The organism is Ezakiella coagulans (assembly GCF_003096635.1).
Taxonomy (GTDB): domain Bacteria; phylum Bacillota; class Clostridia; order Tissierellales; family Peptoniphilaceae; genus Ezakiella; species Ezakiella coagulans.
The window spans coordinates 239279-257577 of the sequence record NZ_QEKV01000002.1; the positions used below are offsets into that span (position 1 = coordinate 239279).

Sequence of the window (18299 nt, forward strand, 5' to 3'; positions counted from 1 at the left end):
GGGAATATGAGAAAAAGAAATTTAACAAATTTAATTATATTTGGAGTTTTAACCGCCGTGTTTGTTGCAGCCGGCATATTAATCGGAAAGAACTTGAAATTATTGCAGCTTGTCGGAGGATATCTCGTCGCTTCGTCAATTTTGTTCGGCTATGCAAAATGGATAAAAAGAGAATTTATAGTGATATTTCTTGTTACACTTATCCTCTTTGCGCTTGAATTGCTTTTAATAATAAAAAGTGCGGGCCTTGGAAACACAGCCATAAAAATTTGGACAGTTGTGGTGACAATACTTTTTGTATTAAATTACATCGGCACACTTGTGAGCTTTTTCCACAGAAGAATAAATCCGTATCGCGTGATGAGCCTTGTGATTTACACGTTCTTTCACATTGTAATCGGATATATTATCTATACTTATATCTCGTTTATATTTTTAATTTAGAGAAATAAAAAAATCTGCAAGATTATTCCTGCAGATTTTTATTTTTTATATCTTTAAAATATTTCGCCTGTGCATAGTAGAGTTCATTATAAAGTTCATTTTTCTTAAGCAGTTCTTCATGTGGACAGAAACCTTTGACCTCTCCCATTTCGAGAAGCAGAACTTTATCTGAAAATCCGCATGTGCTCATGCGGTGAGTTATAAAAAGCACAGTTTTATTTTGAGTTATTTCATCAAATTTTTCAATTATTTGGCTTTCTGCAATCGGATCCAGCGCAGATGTCGGTTCGTCGAAAATCATAATTTCGCTTTCCTTGTTCATTGCACGAACCATCGCAAGCTTTTGATATTGACCGCCGGAAAATGAGGTTGCATCGTCATATAAAGCCTTGTTTAGATGTGTGTCGAGACCTTTTTTAAGGCTTACAATTTTATCTTTTAAACCGACCTCATCAATATAATTTAAAATCTTTTTGTCATCATACTCTTTTTCAAGCGATATATTTTCCCCGATTGTGAAAGGGAAGAATGAAAAATCTTGAAAAATAGTTGAAATCAAATTTAAATAAGCATCTTTTTGAATGTCATTAATATTTATTCCGTTTAATAAAATCTCACCGCTGTCCGGAAGATAAAATCTGCAAATGAGTTTTACGATTGTGGATTTTCCCGAAAGGTTCGGCCCGACAATTGAAATTCTTTCATTTCTGTGGACAACAAAAGAGACGTTTTTCAAAGTCTGATTTGTATTTCCGGGATATGTGAAAGAAACATTTTTAAATTCGAGCGTATCAAATTTCAATGCACTTGAATTACCGGACTTAATCCGATTTTCGGAATCGAGATTGAGAAATGTTTCGACCGGTTTAAACTCGCTCACAAGTTCTTTAAGCTCCGAACCTGAAACAATCATATCGGTCAAAGAATCTACAACTCTCGGAATAAGCATAACTATTAAAGTGAAGAGCTCAACGTCAAATGTTTGTTTACTGCTCATAAAATATGCCGTCAAAAGAAGTATTATCGTGTTTAGACCGCGAAGAAGAGAAATTGCTTCGTCGTATTTGAAAGTCTTTGTTGTTTTTTCAAGCACAAGCGCTCTTTCATCAACTGTGAGAGCATCAATATTTTTTCTCAGAAGTTTGTTTGTGTTGTAGACTCTGAAGTCCATTTGGTGAAACGGCATAATCGCTTCGGATATGAAATAAATAACTCTCCAGCTTATAGGTGCGGACTTCGGAGCGTATTCACCTTCGATTTTACCTCTTTTTATTGAGAGAATGATAATCGGACTTAGAATAATAAGATATATCGGAATCAGATAGTAGCTGCTTGTGTTTAGAATTAAAATCGCCGAAATGAAAAATAAAAGAGATTTGGCGAATTTTTCTATATTGTCCAAAATTCCGGAGAGAATGTTCATATTGAAAAGCGCTTGTTCCGCCTCGCGTTTTAAAACATTTGTATTAACATCTTCGACCATGTGATATGGAAGTCTTATTGTTTTTAATGCAAACTTATTTTTGTATACGGTATTTATTTTTCGCCCGATTTTGTTATTGTATGTTTCCAAATATTGCGAAATAAAATGAAGGAGTGTCCATACGGCCGCAAAAAGAATTGCGATTTTTAGTGAGTCGCTGTCGTTTTTTAAAATAGAAATCAAAACGACCGGCAAAATTGCGAGAAACAAAGATTCCAATGTCTTGCTTATACTTAACAGAGCCGAGGTGAAAAGGTATTTTCCGTCAATTTTATGAATGTCTTTTAAAATTTTAAATATGTTCTTCATAGCTCGCCCTCGAATTTGTAATAATATGCTTGTTTCTCGTACATACTTTTATAAACTCCATCCTTCATCATAAGCTCGTCGTGGCTTCCTTCTTCAACGATTTTCCCATCGTTTAAAAGCATAATCTTGTCCAAAAACTTGACACTAGCAAGTCGGTGCGTTATAAAAATGGCGCTTCTGTCTTTCAGGACCGAATCGAGATCTCTGTATACACGCTCCTCTGCGATGGAGTCCAAGGCAGCGGTCGGCTCATCCAAAATTACAATTGGTCTTTCGCTGTTATAAATGACTCTTGCCATGGCAAGTTTTTGGTTGCCGCCGCCCGAAAATACATAGCCGGTCGGATTTAATATTTTTGTAAGCGGAGTGTGGATTCCTTCGGGAAGAGTTTCAACGAGTTCATAAAGACCGACGGTTTTTAGAGATGAAATAATTTTTTCTTCATCCTGATTTTCTCTCTCGCTCGAAGAAACAATTTCCGCAATTGTGAGAGCAAGCGGTTCAACATTTTGAAACATAGGAGCGAAAAGCGTGGATAGCGATTTGTAGGAATAATCGCTCAAATCGTTTCCGTCAATTAAAATATGTCCCTTGTCAGGCTTGTAGTAGCCCATCAAAAGTTTTATAACCGTCGATTTTCCTGCACCGTTTAAACCCAAAAGGGCAATGTGTTCGCCTTTTGAAATTTTAAAAGATAAATCTCTAAGAATGACTTCGCTCGAACCCGGATATGAAAAAGTTACATTTTTAAATTCGATAGAATTTTTAAAGATTGGGGTTTTATCTATCGTATAGCGTTTGTCGGTCGTGGTCATAAATTCGTTAAAAACATTGTATCTCAGCTTTTCTTCATTGTACTGAATAAAACTCTTTAAAGTTATCGAAACAGATGCACTGAAAATGCTTAAAATTCCGGAGATTAAAATTATACTTTCCACGGATGCATCCTTTAAAATAAAAATAATAGTAAAAATGGAAATTCCGGTAAATATGCTTAGCATAAGATTGTAAACATTTTCCGCCTTATAATATTTGTTCATAAATTTTATATAAGTTTCTAAAGTTTCGTTTTGGTAAAGCTCATACATCTTGTCCGCTGAAAAAAGTCGTATGTCTTTTGCATTTTTTATGTCGGTTGCAAAATTGGAATAATTTGTAATTTTAAATTCAATTTTTGAGCCGTCTTTTTTATATTTCTCTTTGTATTTCGAAATCAAATCCACAAAAATAAATTCACAAACGACGATAAATAGTAGAGCAAGAAATATTTTAAAGTCAACATATATCGCGACTGCAAAAATGATTAATAAAAATGTTAGATTTGAGCCGATTGTAAGGAGCTGATTGTATGCGTTTTGAAACCCGGACTCATAGCTTGCGAGAAAACTGTTGCTCTCTTTGCCCTTTGACATAATTTCCGAATTTTCAAACATATCATACGGCATACTCATTGATCGGTCCAAAAACATTTTAAAATATTTATCTTTTAAATCCGCAAATCGCAAAATATTTCGCTTTTTTATGAAAAAATCAATCGCAAATATGAATAGAAATGCGAGAGTGAAAAGAGCAAAAAATTTAACGAAACCGAAGTTTTTAATCTCTTCATTTTTCATCAGTACAAAAACGATGATAAAGATATTAAAAACTTTGAGTAAAGAATCTGCGAGAAATCCGATTGGTATGAGAATTTTGTCCAAAACTCCGAGCTCGGATGATATCTTTTTAAACATAGGGACCTCCGTAATTTTTAATTTAAAAAACCATTATGTAATACAATGCGTCAATCTACTATATATATTATAACACCCCCCCAGAAAAAACAACAGTATTATTTAGGGTATTTTCTGTTTAATTGAATAAATTCTTTTTCACAAAACAAACCCATCCGTTTACAAATTCCGAATGGGTTTTTATTACTTTATTAATTTTAAAATTTCTCCAACGAGATAGAGCGAGCCGAAGATGAGAATCGTGTCATCTTTGTCGGCGAGTTCTTTGGATTTTTCTAAAGCGTCTTTTAGGTTATAAAAAGAGTAGTCGGCACTCGTTTCTTTTTTCAGTGTTTCAGGGTCCAAAGCTTTGCTGTCGTTGTTTGTTGTGACGATTAAGATGTCCGAATTTTTTCGAACTATCGGTGCAATATGCTCGTGATCTTTTCTCGACATTATCGCAAAAACTGTGATTAGTTTTTTGTGATTTATCTTGGAAACAGATTTGAAAAGTTTTTCAATAGCGTCGATGTTGTGTGCACCGTCCAAAATCGTCAGTGGTTCACGTCCGATGACTTCGGTCCTTCCAATCCACGATGCGGTGTTTAAAGCTTCTACAATTCTGTCGTTGTCATATTCTATTTTAAGTTCTTTTAAAATAGTCACTATTGCGGCAAATGCAAGCGCATAGTTTTCGCCGCGAAAAACGCCGAATTGTTTCGGATTTATTTTTATCTCGCGGGCCAAAAATTTTACGCCAAATTCTCCCGACACCGGAATCATTTCTTTTTCCACAATTTTTCCGCCGACGGTGAACTCAAAATTGCTCGAAGTGTAAAGAGTTGTGTTTGTTTTTTCTTTTTCTTCAGACAGTGCTTTTAATGCATCTCCGGTGTTTAATGTGATGGTTTTTGTACCGTTCATTATGCCGGATTTGTTTTGCGCAATTTTATAAATAGTGTCGCCGAGATAGTCGCTGTGGTCGATTGAAATCGAAGTTATAACTTGAAGGATTGATGATTCGAGAGCCTTTGTGGCATCGGTTCTACCGCCGACACCCGCTTCAACAACGAGTATGTCTTCGTTCTTCATCTCGAAATAAATCATAGCGGCAAGTGTAATCACTTCAAAATATGTGAAATCGCCACAATCAATCTCGTCTTCGTGGTCCGATACATATTTCACAAGTTTTAAAAAGACTGAATAGTCAATTTCGCCGTCGTTGTCCACAATTCTTTCGGTGTAATTTACAAGATGCGGCGAAGTGTACATTCCCACTTTTAAACCGAACGATTTAAGAGTTTGAAAAATCGCATTCGAAACTGTGCCTTTGCCGTTTGTGCCGACAATGTTCACAATTTTTTGTGGTTTTAAATCAAAAAATTCGATTGCAGTTTTCATTCTCGTCAATGTTCTGTCCGGAATGTTTCCGGCTCTGCTCTCGAGTTTTTCTATAATTTCATCGGCATTTTTTATGTCGATTGAGTTTAAAATTTCGTTATTCATATTAATCGAGGAATCTTCTCCATTTTTCTCCTAAAATCTCGCTTGCACTTGAAACGATTACAAATGCACGACTGTCGATTCTATAGACATATTCTTTTAGTTTCATATATTCACGGTTGCTTATACATGTAACGATGAGTGTATTTTCCTTTTTCGAATAAGCACCAACGTAAGGAATAAGGTTTGCTGTTCTGTCGAGCTCATTTACAATATAATCTGAGATTTCTTTGTGTTTGAGCGAGTTTATGAAAACAAATCTGCTTGTGTTCATACCGCTTATCGTGACACTGACCATAACGCTGTTTACTATGATGCCTATTACACTATATAAAAAGATTTCAATTCCGAATGCATTTGCAGCTGCAAGAACGATTAAAGCATCCGTGATGAGACAACCGGCACCAAGGTCGAGACCGAAAAACTTCTGTAAAATCTTTGCAATGATGTCCGTGCCTCCGGTTGAGGTGTATTGGTTTAAAACTATTCCAACGCCTACTCCTTGAAGCATTGTTCCCATAATTGTATTTAAAAGTAAATCATCTGTTAGTGGATTTGTGACGGGTAAAAAATATTCCATAAGCCAAACTGCACCGGAGAGGGCAGCGGTTACTAAAACCGTTTTTATGCCGAATTCTTTTCCGATAATCATGAAACCTACAGCAAAAAGTATAATATTTAATAGTGCAAAAATAGGTCCGTAATCAAGTGGAATATAGTGACTGAGAACAACTGCAAGTCCGCTGGCTCCACCGGTTGAAAGATTTGATGGAACCAAGAAAAAGTGTATACCACTTGCAACCATTAAAACTCCAAGTCCAATTAGTAATACTTCCGTAAAAGTGGTTTTGTGTTTGATTTTATCAACACTGATGTCTCTATCCATACCATACCTCCAATAAAAAATTACATCTCGATATCGAGACCGAGATGCTTCTATATCTATTTTATATTATATCATAAAAAGCGTGTTTTTCAAGAGTTTAAACAACAAACAACGACTCGTCGGCGCTCTTTTCAATCGAAATGAGTTCCATTGTTAGAGTTTCATTTTTTGTTTGCAATTTGACCTCAACGAGTTTGTCGTTTTTAAACTTATACTCATAAATGTCGTCATCTTTTTCAAATTTTTCAACTGTTATGTCACCATCCGTTGAAATTTCCGGATTGGTTTTTCTAAAGAGAAGTATACCTGTAAAAATTCTTCGAAGATCATCACCTTGATCGGAACCTTTTTTTATATAGTCTTTTTTTACCGCTCCAGATTCGTCGATGGAGTAGAGAGTGCGTTCGTCGTCGAAGCTTCTAAGTCCGATTGTTCCGTCGCTTTTATATGCGGCTCTTGCAAAATGCGAGCCTTTCTTTGAAAAAATAAACTTATTTGGTTCGCCGTCGTTTTTTGAAATATTAACTGTAATAGTGTAGTCCGAGTCGAAGTTGTTATCATTTAAGAATTTTGTATAATTGGAATCAATATCAGGCTTTGAAATTATTGAATTTGCACACCCTGTAAAAATTAAAAGAATAATTAATAAAACGAATTTTTTCATAAAACCTCCACAAAAGTTTCAAAGAAAAAGCCCACATAAGTGAGCTTTATCAGTCTTTAAATTATTTTGAAAGTAAAACTTCCATTATTTTCATCATGTCTTCCTGATCTTTAATGCCACCTGTTTCAACAGCACTGTGCATGCCCCAAAGCGGATTTCCGACATCGACGATAGGAATATCGATTTTTGAAGTTGTGATTGATGCAATTGTTGAACCGCCGCGTTTGTCGCTTCTGTTGTGGAATGTTTGTGTTTCAACTCCTGCTTCGTTTGCAAGTTCTTTAAATACTGCGATTGAAACTGCATCGGATGTATATGCACCGTTTGCAGCAATTTTTATAACAGGACCTTTTCCAATGAGAGGTCTGTTTGTCGGATCTGCATAGTTTTGATAATTAGGATGGAAAGCGTGAGCTTCATCGCTGCTGATCATAAATGAATTTGAAAGAGCGATGCGATAGTCTTCGTATGTTCCACCCATTGAAACAACAATTCTTAAAAGTGTGTCGCGAAGGAACGGTGAGAAAGCACCTTGTTTTGTCATTGAACCGATTTCTTCGTTGTCACCGACATAAGCGACAGCTGTCATTTCGCCTGCTTTTGCATTTATAAGAGACATTATATTTGCATAAGCCATTGCGAGGTTGTCGAGTCTTCCACTCATCAAAAATTCGTCGTTAACTCCGACAACATGTGCTTTTTCACACGATACTACATAAAGTTCGTGTGAAAGAATTTCTGCACCGATTTCTTTTTCAATTGATTTTATAAGATCAAAATCTCCATCCATTGTGCAAACCGGAAGGGTGTTTTCTTGAGGATTTATCTCAACACCTTTGTTTGCTTCTCTGTTCATGTGAATTGCAACTGACGGAATAAAAATCATGCCGTCTTTGCCTTTATAGTGAATAGTTTTTGGTTTAAGAGCCGACTCTCCTTTAACAGTTACTTTTCCTTCTACTGTAAGAGGCCTGTCAAACCAAGTTCCGAGCAGTGCACCGCCATAAACTTCCGTGTTTAAACAAACTGCGGACGCACGTTTCATTGTCGGATTTTGCTTAATTCTAAAGCATGGGGAATCACTGTGGCTTCCAACAAGCGAGAAACCTTTTTTGATGTCATGTCCGAGTCTAAATGCCATGATTGAAGATTCGTTTTTCGTAATAAAATACTTTCCACCACCTTCGAGATTCCATTTTTCATTTTCCTTAATTGCTTTGAACCCAGCTGATTCGAGTTCCTTTTTTAAGTTCTCAACTGCACTCATATTTAATCTTGACGAATCAAGAAAATTCATAAAATGTTTTAAATCCATTCTACATACCTCCATAAAAATATTATAACATATTCATGGAAATAATTCTTTAAATATTGGATAAAAAATAAAGTAAGTTATTAAAAAGCTGTAACATTTTTAGGTTGAAGAAAATTATAATAAATGATAATATAGAATAGAGGTGTGAAATGTCAAAAAAATATACCGGATTCATAGTCGCACTGACATTTTTAATGTTGGTTGTCGGGATATATTTTCTCGATGGACCGGATGCTATAAAAAACGTAATTTCAAATGTAAATATCATAACAATTAGGACTGTAATAGTTATGATGATTATATACTGGTTAATGCAAACTCTTATCACAAAGGAAATCGCAAACAATGTCGGACAGAATTTGTCTTTTAGACAGGCTTTGAAAACCTTTATGATTGGAGAATTTTTTAGTGCAATCACACCGCTCGCAACGGGTGGTCAACCTATGCAAGTTATTTACTTAAATAAAAAGGGCATCACTAGTGGAAGAGCAACCTCGATTTTGGGAATTCAACTTTTTTTCTATCATATAGGAAGAATGATTATGACTTTGCTACTTACTTTTTGCTTCACTTCATTTTTTTATACCGGCGGTCATCCGTTTACTGTATTTATTGTGGTTGGAATTTTGATAAATATGGGACTTGCGATTTTCATGCTCATCGCAGCATATAAACCTGAGAAATTATTAAAATTCTCAACAGCTATAGTAAATTTTTTGTCAAGGATTAAACTTGTAAAGAATAAAGATAAGATGATCAGGCGACTACAAGAAGAAGTGAGCATGTTTTACAACTCGATCAAAGATTTCCGTGGACAGGAGTTCAAAGTTTATATTATTTTAATTTTGCAAAACATAATTTCGTTTGTGTTTTATTATGGAGTCAGTTATTTTGTTTTTCTTTCGTTTGATGTGAAAATTGATTCATTCCTTCTTTGTGTCGCGGCTCAAACAACGATTGCACTTGTTAGTGCATACATTCCGATGCCGGGTGGAAGCGTCGGGGCAGAGGGAATATTTTATCTTATATACAGTCAAATTGTGCCTGAAGGGGCACCGATATTGATGGCGATTTTACTTTGGAGACTTATTTCTTATTACTTTACAATAATCGCATCATTTCCTTTTACACTCAATCTAAAATAGTTTGGAGAAATATATGGAATTTTTTGTTATTGGAATAAATCATCACAAGACGCCTATTGAAATAAGAGAGCGTCTTTCTTTCAGAGATACGGATATAATTGAATTTACCGAAAAGTTTGCTTTTACAAAGAACAGTGAAATTGTAATTTTGTCAACTTGCAACAGGTCCGAGATTTATATTTATTCGGACAACATTACAAAGGATGAGCTTTGGAACTATATCGAAAAATATTTCAAGACAAAAATTGATGAGGAGTACAGATTCTACAAAATGGGAACGGAAGCACTTCGCCATCTATTTTATGTTGCGATTGGTCTTGACTCGATGGTAGTGGGCGAAGATCAAATTCAAGGGCAAGTTATAAATGCCTATGAAACTGCAAAACAACTTGGTGGAGCGAAAAAATTTTTAAATAAAGTTATGCGTGAAGTTATTTCGTTCTCAAAATATGTAAAAACCACTTCGCGTGCTTCGGACATGCCGTCTTCAACAGCGTATTTGGGAATAAGAATGATTGAAGATAAGATTCAGCTTTTAAATAAAAAGGCTTTAATAATCGGCATCGGTCAAATGGGTATGCTTGCATACAAGTACTTAGCGGAAAGAGGTGCTGATATCTCGATTGCAAACCGAACATATGAGAACTCGTTGAAATTTAAAGGTGAAAATGAAGATATAAATATAATTTTATACAGTGATGTGAATAAATACATTAGAGAGTGCGAAGTGGTTGTAGTTGCAACGGCATCACCGCATACAATTTTAGACGAAGGGGATTTTATTCATTCATCTAAGAAGACTTATGTACTTGATTTATCAGTGCCGAGAGGAGTAGACAAAAATGCAGGCGATCTGCCAAATATAGAACTCTATGACATCGACTCAATAAATATGGTTGCGAAGGAAAATTTGAAAGAGAAAGAGAAGATTCTGAAGGCGTATGCTCCTGAGATTGAAGACAAAATTGAAGAGATTTTAACTTGGGAAGAAAATACGAGAATGGACCCGGTTTTCAACAGTGCACAAAATTATATCGAAAGGCTTGCAAACGACACTGTTTCATATATAAAGGCAAAGACCAATCTTTCGAGCCATGAGCTTAGAAAAGTCGAAAAAATTGTGAGATATTCAATAAATAAGGCATCGAGGGAGCCACTTATTTACGCAAAAGAGATGGAGCCGTCAAAGATGAAGGACGATGTTATAAAGTTTTTTGAGGAGATATACAATGAAGATTAAAATAGGCACGAGAGGAAGCAAGCTCGCTCTGACTCAGACAAATATGGTTAAAAATATGATTGAAGAAGCGAATCCGAATGTTTCATGCGAAATTGTTGTTATAAAAACAAAGGGCGATGTTGACTTAAAAAATCCTATTCACAAAGTGGGAAAGGGAGTTTTTGTAAAAGAGATTGAAGACTCGCTTCTTAGAGGGGACATTGATTTGGCGGTGCATTCTATGAAGGATATGCCGAGCGACGAAACTGAAGGACTTATGTTTTTTGACCCGCCTAAAGCTGAGGACGCAAGAGATGTGCTTATTTCTTCAAGAAAAATAGAAAAGTTGTCGGAGCTTTGCTCAGGCATTGTTGGAACCGGATCGCTTCGAAGAAAACTGCAAATTGAAACAATTTGTCCAAATATTTCCACAACTTCGATCAGGGGAAATATTGAAACGAGAATGTCCAAAGTCGGTGAAGAGGGAATTATCGGAGTTGTGCTTGCATATGCCGGAATTTTAAGAGGGGGCTACGGCGACAAAGTTTCTTATGTGTTCGATAAATCAGAGATTGTACCGTCACCTTGTCAGGGGATTTTGGCAATTCAAGGCAGAAAAAATGATGAAAAAATTCTTGAGATAATTTCGAAAATAAGAGACGAGGAAACGACTGTTCGGATGAATATTGAAAGGGCGTTTCAACGTGAACTGAATGCGGGCTGCCACAGTCCGATGGGGTTCAACGCCGAGGTCGATTTAAAAACAGGTGAGGCAATTTTAAGAGCGTGTTTCGGAGATGAATCGAAAAATATTCTTTTAAAAAAGAGTGTATGTGTGAAAATTTCAGAAGCGGAAGAAGCAGCAAAAAATATTGCACGGGAGTTTAAAGATGCAATTGGAAAATAGCTCGAAAAGAAAATTTGTGGTCACGAGAAATCGCGAAAAATCTTCAAGACTTGCATCGGGTTTAAGAAAACTTGGGGTGGAAGTTTTTGAAATCCCGACAATTGAAATTGTTCCGATAAATGAGGCTGAGTTAAAAAAATGTGTGGAAGATTTTTCATTCACGCATTTGGTTTTTCACTCACAAAATGCAATAAAGATTTTTATGGATGAATTTTTAAAAAAGCAAGATTTGTCTGAATTAAAAAATGTGAAAATATATGTGGTCGGAAAGGCGACAAAAGAGGCGATTGAAAAATACGGCTTAGGCTGTGTCGCACCGAAGGAGAAGTTCACCGGCGATGAGCTTGTAAAAATAATAAAAGAGGACGGTTTTAAAGAGCGAAAAATCTTTTTGCCGCACTCAAGGCTCACCCGAAAAGAACTTTTGAAAGAGTATAACACGCTTGGGGAATTTCATAACATTCCGATTTACGACAGCGTTATTCCAAAAGAAATTGAAGAATTGCCGGAGGATTTTACAGACATAATTTTTACCGCAACTTCAACATTTAAGAATTTTATAAAAATGTACGGCAAAGAAAGTTTGAGTGGAAAAAAGATATTTTCAATAGGACCTATAACAACGGACTCGATTCGCGAGTGTGGTCTTAATGTTTATAAGGAGTCGGAATATTCGACTATAGATTCTATAATTGATTGTGTAGAGGAGGACTTAAAAAATGAGAATGAGAAGAATAAGAAATAATAAGATTTTAAGGGAAATGACGGAAGAGACAAGTTTAGATGTAAAAGATTTTATTTATCCGCTGTTTGTTGTTGAAGGTGAAAAGATAAAAAGAGAAATTCCTTCTTTGGTTGATCAATACCACTATTCTGTGGACATGCTTGACGATGAAATCAAAGAGCTTGAGAGACTCGGCATAAAAGCGGTCATACTTTTTGGAATACCTGATAAAAAAGACAGCGTCGGAAGCGGTGCATATGATGAAAACGGTATCGTTCAACGTGCTGTAAGAGAAATAAAAAAGAACCATCCGGACTTTATCGTTATCACTGACGTCTGCATGTGCGAATATACCGACCACGGACACTGCGGCATTCTTGACGACTGCGGATGTGTTATAAACGATGAAACTATAAAATATATTGCAAGCACAGCTCTTTCTCATGCAAAGGCGGGTGCAGACATTGTTGCACCATCAGATATGATGGACTTCAGAGTGAGGGCAATAAGAGAAGCACTTGATGAAAACGGATTTAAAAATGTGCCGATTATGAGTTATGCCGCAAAATATGCATCTGCATATTACGGACCATTTAGAGATGCTGCAGGCTCCGCACCGAGCTTCGGCGACAGAAAGAGCTATCAAATGGATTTCCACAACTCCGACGAGGCGATGAAGGAAGTGGAACTCGATCTCGAAGAAGATGCAGATTTTATAATTGTAAAACCGGCACTTGCATATCTCGACATAATTCGTCGCGTTAAGGAAACATTCAACACAAATCTTGTTGTCTACAACGTGAGCGGTGAATATGCGATGATTAAAGAAGCGGTAAAGAAGGGGCTTTTAAACGAAAGCATTATTTATGAAAATATGATTGCGATGAAGAGAGCCGGAGCAAAGCTCATAATCACATATCATGCGAAGGAAATGGCAAGACTATTGAAGGAGAGAGCATAATGAATTTATATGAAAGAGCTTTAAAAGTTATTCCGGGTGGAGTAAATTCGCCGGTCAGAGCATTCGGCTCGGTCGATATGGACCCGATATTTTTTGAAAAAGCTGACGGGGCATATATTTATGACGTCGACGGCAACAAATATGTAGACTTCATCGATTCGTGGGGACCGATGATTTTGGGACATCGCCCGAAAGAAATTGTGGAAAACGCAAAGCACTATCTCGACGAAGCAATCACATTCGGTTTGCCGACGGAAGTTGAAGTTGAGATGGCGGAACTTTTCACAAAATACACCGGAACCGAAATGGTTCGAATGGTAAACTCCGGAACCGAAGCGACAATGAGCGCAATCAGACTCGCAAGGGGTTACACCGGACGCGATAAATTTATAAAATTTGAAGGTTGCTACCACGGACACAGCGACGGACTACTTGTAAAATCGGGCTCAGGTACGCTAACATACAACGCACCGTCTTCACTCGGTGTGCCGAAGGGAATTACGGACTATACAATTGTGTGTGAGTACAACAACATTGACGACGTAAAGGACAAAATCGCAAAATACGGCGACGACATCGCATGCGTTATCATAGAACCTATTGCAGGAAATATGGGCGTTGTTGTGCCTGATATGGAATTTATAAAAGAACTCAGAAAAATCACTGAGGAAAATGGCATACTTTTAATTTTTGACGAAGTTATAACCGGCTTTAGAACACAATTTGGCTCGATTTCAAAGGAATTTGGCGTTAAACCGGACCTCTTCTGTTTCGGAAAAATTATCGGAGGCGGTCTTCCGGTTGGAGCATTTGCAGGACCGAGAAAGATTATGGAAAAACTATCACCGGTCGGCGGAGTTTATCAAGCGGGAACACTTTCCGGTAATCCGCTCGCAATGAAAATGGGAAGAGATACATTAAAGACTCTTGAAGCACACAAGGACATTTACGACAGACTCGAAGAAATGGCAACAAGACTCGAGGCCGGTTTCAATAAAAACTTAAAAGAAACTGGCATTCCGGGAAAAGTCACGAGATATAAATCAATGATGAGTCTTTTCTTTGGAGAATTCGATCAAATAAAATCGTATAACGATGTAAAAAAAGCGGACACAAAAATGTTTGCAAAATATTTCAGAGAAATGATTAAAGAAGGCTATATGTTTGCTCCGGCACAGTTTGAAGCTATCTTCTTCCAAGCTGCACACACTGACGAAATTATCGATGCTACAATCGAAGCAAACTTGAGAGCACTGAAGAGACTTTAATGAAAATAAGAACAATTACACGCGAGGACATTCCCGCAGCCATGAAAATGATAAACGAAGCAAAGGTCAATATGAAAAATATGGGAATTGACCAATGGCAAGACGGCAGCCCATCAACTGAAACATTGGAAAAATATGTGAAACATGAAAATGGGTTTATAAACGAAGATTTAACTGCGTTCGGTGCGCTTGTCGAAAAAGATCCGGACTATAAGGAATACTTGAGCGGAAACTATGTAGTGCTTCATACATTCGTGGTGGACCAAAGTCTTCGGGGTAAAGGCGTTTCGGACGAATTTTTTGATGAGATTTTAAAAATTGCAATTGAAAAGAAATATGAAATTTTCGGAGTTGACACGCATCGTGACAATAAGGCGATGCTAGCTTTCATTAAACGTCACGACTTTACGAACCTTGGAGATGTTTTTATAGATGGAATAAAACCGAGAATTGCATTTTATAAAAAACTTTAATTTAAACTGCGACACTTGTCGCAGTTTTTTAATATAGAAAATAGTAGGCTGTTGTGATATAATTTTAATATAGTTACAAGAGGAGGCTAGATTATGAGATTGGATTGGAAAACATGTATTAGAGTAGGTATAAGCACAGTTTTAGTGTATTTATGTATTAGCTATTGGGGCAGTTTTGCAAAATTTGTAAAGACGGCGTTTGTTGCGGCGTCACCTATTATAATCGGCAGTGCAATTGCTTATATTTTAAATATACTCATGCGTTTTTATGAATCTCATTATTTTCCAAAGTCGAATAAAAAAGCTGTGGAAAAAAGTAGACGCGGGGTTTGTTTGCTCCTATCTTTTCTTACACTCGTTCTAATAGTAATCATACTAGTTTGGCTTGTTGTGCCACAACTTATTGCAAGTATAACGGTACTTGTAAACGGTGCACCGAACACAATAAAGACAATAGTAAACAAAATAGAAGATTCAAAGTGGATAAAATCTGAATGGCTGGAGCCGATAAAGAATATAGATTGGAAATCTAAACTTTCGAATTTCACTTCGACCATAACATCAGGAGTCGGCAATGCTATGGGTATGGCTGTAAATGTAGTAGGAACAGTTTTCTCAAGTATTGTTACTACTGTTCTTTCAATTATATTTGCTGTGTATCTTTTGGTTGACAAGGAAAAAATTGGAAGACAATTCGATAAAGTTATGAGAAGATATATGAACGATAAATTTTTTGAAAGGACGAAATATGTTCTTTCTGTTCTCAATGATTCTTTCTCAAGTTTCATTTCAGGGCAATGTTTGGATGCAATGATAGTTGGAATTTTGTGCACAATAGGTATGTTTATTTTGAGACTTCCTTATGCGACAATGATCGGTGCGATAGTTGCATTCACAGCACTCATACCGGTTGCAGGCTCGTATATCGGTGCGGGACTTGGAGCATTTATGATTTTAACAGTATCGCCGATAAAAGCACTGATATTTCTTATTTTTATAATTGTGCTACAACAAACTGATGGAAATTTGGTATATCCGAAAATTGTAGGTTCATCAATCGGACTTCCGGGCATTTGGGTGCTTGCCGCAGTAACGGTAGGTGGTGGAATTATGGGTATTCTTGGAATGCTTATAGCAGTGCCGATTACTGCAACGTTGTATAAGATTTTAAAAGCTGACGTGAACGGCAAGCTTAATGAAGAGATAAAAAGTGCTCAAAAGTAAAACTAGGAGGATTTAATATGAAAGCAAAATTTTGGGGAAGACTTCGAATATTTTTATTTTTCGGTTATGTAATTGGAGCGGCAGTTGTTGCAGATCAAGTGAAAAATTCAACGACGTTGACACTTTTACTCATTTTACTCGGGCTGTTGTTTCTTATACCGGATTTGATTTTCTGGAGATGTCCGAATTGCAATAGATATTTAGGGAACCGCGTTCCGTTTTATAGGGAACATTTTTACTGCCCGTTTTGCGGCGAAGAAATAGAAGATGAATGACAAATAAAAAGAACGAAATGCATTTAAACATTCGTTCTTTTTTATTATGCCAGATTTATAATTTTGTCGAAATCCTTCAGCTCATCGTCAGAGCGAGGGTGAGTGATGTATATGATAGTTAAATCAGTTTTTAAAAGGAAATCATCTATTGTGTCCTTTGTCTCCTTGTCGAGACTCGACGTTCCCTCATCGAGTACAAGTACGTTTTTATTTCTAAGAATTTCTCTTAGAATAACAAGGCGCTGCCTTTGTCCACCCGAAATATTTTGTCCGTTGTTTGAAAGCACAGTTTCAATTCCATTTTTTTGAGAATTTATAAATGCTCGAAGGTCAAGTTTGTCGATTAATTTTTCCATTTTATCCATCGGCGGATTTTTTAAACCGAGAGTTATATTTTCTATTATAGATGTGTTAAAAAGATATGGGTCTTGACTAATAACTCCGATGTTGTCGTAGATACTTCTGTAGTTTATGTTTTCGATGTTGTCACCGTTTAAAAGAATCGCTCCGGATTTCGGCTCGAGTTCCTTTAGTATACTTTTTATTATCGTAGTTTTTCCGGAACCGGACTTTCCGGTGATTGCAACTTTTTCACCCTTTCCGATCGAGAATGAGAGGTCCTTTATAACGTCGTGGTCTCCATAGGAAATCGAAACATTTTCAAAGTCTATATTCTTGATGTCGGCGAGCTCTTTTACGTCAGTGTCGTATCTTTTTGGGAACAGCTTATCAATAATAGGGTTTATCGAATTAATTGTGCCGTATCCATTCAATAGAGAAGACACTCCGCCGTAAATTGTTTGAGAGAAATTGAAGAGCCCGACAATTGCACCGACTGAAATGTACCCGAGATATACAAGCACAAGACTTGCCAAAACATAAATAAATTGACTGAAAATGCTTGCGAATGAGATGAAACTTTCATATAAAGACATGTTCACATAATATTCATAGATGTCTTTCTCAAATTTTTCGGATATGTTTCCAATCTTTTCTTTAAAATTATTTTCGAGATTGTTTCTTTTAAATATACTGAATCCATTTAGGATATCCGTCAAAAAGGAGAGAAAAGTTTCGCGTGAGTTACTGTAAAATGCACTTGTTTTCTCGATTTTCGGGGAAAGAAGTTTTGGTGTTATCATCGAGAGCACCATTGTGAGCGGGAAAATAAGGATATAGCTCCAATGGACAAGCGCAGCTCCGACAAGCGAGAAAATAATTGAAACGGCTGCACGAACGATTTGAATATATGCGCCGACTCCGTTGTTTCTTATGTAGCTTGTGTCGGTCGAAAGCTGACTCACATACGAGCCGCTTGAGCTGAAATCAGAGACACCGGTTGCATTTATTATTGCAAATGCCGAGTCGTTTCGAATGTCATTAATGATATATTGAGAAAGCTTGTAGCCCGAAAGTGAAGTGAGCCTCTTTACAACGACAAGTGCAAGCATAGAAACAAGCGAGTAGACAAGCGTTGTGAGAAACGCATGTTTGTCCTGTGCAATGGCTTCGTTTGTAAGATTGATGTTGAAAAAAGTGTTTACCAGCCAAATAAGGTTTTCAACAATTACGAGTGCGAGAAATGTAAAATTCTTTCCGGGATACTTTTTTAAGTACGATTTAAGTGTTTTGTTTATCATGTTCTCCTCCTTAATATGAATTTAATTGTATAAATCGTTATAATATTATTATAACATATTTACAAATATATTCTACCATATATATATCAACGAAATAAAAATTTGTTTTTAACAATTTTAGTCGTATAAAAATATCAAAACTAATCT

The 18299-nt window shown here is 36.5% G+C and carries 17 protein-coding genes; 10 read left to right on the forward strand and 7 right to left on the reverse strand.

What is annotated here, in order from left to right; all coding sequences use genetic code 11:
- Positions 1-6: 6 nt before the first annotated feature.
- On the forward strand, positions 7-444 hold the full coding sequence (locus tag C7381_RS02590) for a hypothetical protein (protein WP_116479768.1): 438 nt from the start codon (positions 7-9) through the stop codon (positions 442-444).
- Between the two features lie 22 nt (positions 445-466).
- Here the strand turns inward: C7381_RS02590 and C7381_RS02595 are convergent, their stop codons facing one another.
- The 6 genes from C7381_RS02595 to C7381_RS02620 all read right to left on the reverse strand — a co-directional run bounded on the left by C7381_RS02595 (position 467) and on the right by C7381_RS02620 (position 8316).
- The gene (locus tag C7381_RS02595; RefSeq protein WP_116479769.1) at positions 467-2236 is read right to left on the reverse strand and encodes an ATP-binding cassette domain-containing protein; all 1770 of its coding nucleotides are present in this window, start codon (positions 2234-2236) and stop codon (positions 467-469) included.
- Positions 2233-3969 (reverse strand): ABC transporter ATP-binding protein, encoded by a 1737-nt coding sequence (locus C7381_RS02600; protein WP_116479770.1) that lies wholly within the window; start codon positions 3967-3969, stop codon positions 2233-2235. Before C7381_RS02600 ends, C7381_RS02595 begins: the two co-directional genes overlap by 4 nt.
- Positions 3970-4152: 183 nt before the next feature.
- On the reverse strand, positions 4153-5454 hold the full coding sequence (locus tag C7381_RS02605; RefSeq protein WP_116479771.1) for a bifunctional folylpolyglutamate synthase/dihydrofolate synthase: 1302 nt from the start codon (positions 5452-5454) through the stop codon (positions 4153-4155).
- A gap of 1 nt (position 5455) precedes the next feature.
- Positions 5456-6337 (reverse strand): YitT family protein, encoded by an 882-nt coding sequence (locus tag C7381_RS02610; protein WP_034544878.1) that lies wholly within the window; start codon positions 6335-6337, stop codon positions 5456-5458.
- 97 nt (positions 6338-6434) lie between these two features.
- Complete coding sequence (locus C7381_RS02615) at positions 6435-7001, reverse strand: hypothetical protein (RefSeq protein WP_034544879.1); 567 nt, start codon at positions 6999-7001, stop codon at positions 6435-6437.
- Between the two features lie 61 nt (positions 7002-7062).
- Positions 7063-8316, reverse strand: coding sequence for a M18 family aminopeptidase (locus tag C7381_RS02620; protein WP_165803567.1), 1254 nt, complete (start codon positions 8314-8316; stop codon positions 7063-7065).
- 149 nt (positions 8317-8465) lie between these two features.
- On the opposite strand from C7381_RS02620, the gene C7381_RS02625 reads away from it, so the two are divergent.
- From C7381_RS02625 to C7381_RS02665, 9 genes are all read left to right on the forward strand, one after another.
- Positions 8466-9461: a lysylphosphatidylglycerol synthase transmembrane domain-containing protein gene (locus tag C7381_RS02625; RefSeq protein WP_116479773.1), complete on the forward strand. Its 996-nt coding sequence runs from the start codon at positions 8466-8468 to the stop codon at positions 9459-9461.
- A 13-nt stretch (positions 9462-9474) separates the two neighbouring features.
- A complete protein-coding gene (hemA, locus tag C7381_RS02630; protein WP_116479774.1) occupies positions 9475-10701 on the forward strand; it encodes a glutamyl-tRNA reductase in 1227 nt (408 codons plus the stop codon).
- Entirely contained in the window at positions 10691-11587 is an 897-nt protein-coding gene (gene hemC / locus C7381_RS02635) for a hydroxymethylbilane synthase (protein ID WP_116479775.1), read from the forward strand. The genes hemA and hemC overlap by 11 nt, the downstream gene beginning before the upstream one ends.
- Positions 11571-12332 (forward strand): uroporphyrinogen-III synthase, encoded by a 762-nt coding sequence (locus C7381_RS02640; protein ID WP_116479776.1) that lies wholly within the window; start codon positions 11571-11573, stop codon positions 12330-12332. The genes hemC and C7381_RS02640 overlap by 17 nt, the downstream gene beginning before the upstream one ends.
- Positions 12307-13272: a porphobilinogen synthase gene (gene hemB / locus C7381_RS02645; RefSeq protein WP_116479777.1), complete on the forward strand. Its 966-nt coding sequence runs from the start codon at positions 12307-12309 to the stop codon at positions 13270-13272. The genes C7381_RS02640 and hemB overlap by 26 nt, the downstream gene beginning before the upstream one ends.
- Complete coding sequence (hemL, locus tag C7381_RS02650; protein ID WP_116479778.1) at positions 13272-14540, forward strand: glutamate-1-semialdehyde 2,1-aminomutase; 1269 nt, start codon at positions 13272-13274, stop codon at positions 14538-14540. Before hemB ends, hemL begins: the two co-directional genes overlap by 1 nt.
- Positions 14540-15013, forward strand: coding sequence for a GNAT family N-acetyltransferase (locus C7381_RS02655; protein ID WP_116479779.1), 474 nt, complete (start codon positions 14540-14542; stop codon positions 15011-15013). The genes hemL and C7381_RS02655 overlap by 1 nt, the downstream gene beginning before the upstream one ends.
- A gap of 93 nt (positions 15014-15106) precedes the next feature.
- Positions 15107-16237 carry an AI-2E family transporter gene (locus tag C7381_RS02660; RefSeq protein WP_034544894.1) on the forward strand — a complete coding sequence of 377 codons (1131 nt, stop codon included), beginning with the start codon at positions 15107-15109 and terminating at the stop codon, positions 16235-16237.
- A gap of 17 nt (positions 16238-16254) precedes the next feature.
- A complete protein-coding gene (locus C7381_RS02665; RefSeq protein ID WP_034544895.1) occupies positions 16255-16512 on the forward strand; it encodes a hypothetical protein in 258 nt (85 codons plus the stop codon).
- A 44-nt stretch (positions 16513-16556) separates the two neighbouring features.
- On the opposite strand, the gene C7381_RS02670 is transcribed toward C7381_RS02665, so the two are convergent.
- Positions 16557-18152 (reverse strand): ABC transporter ATP-binding protein, encoded by a 1596-nt coding sequence (locus C7381_RS02670; RefSeq protein WP_116479780.1) that lies wholly within the window; start codon positions 18150-18152, stop codon positions 16557-16559.
- Between the last annotated feature and the right edge of the window lie 147 nt (positions 18153-18299).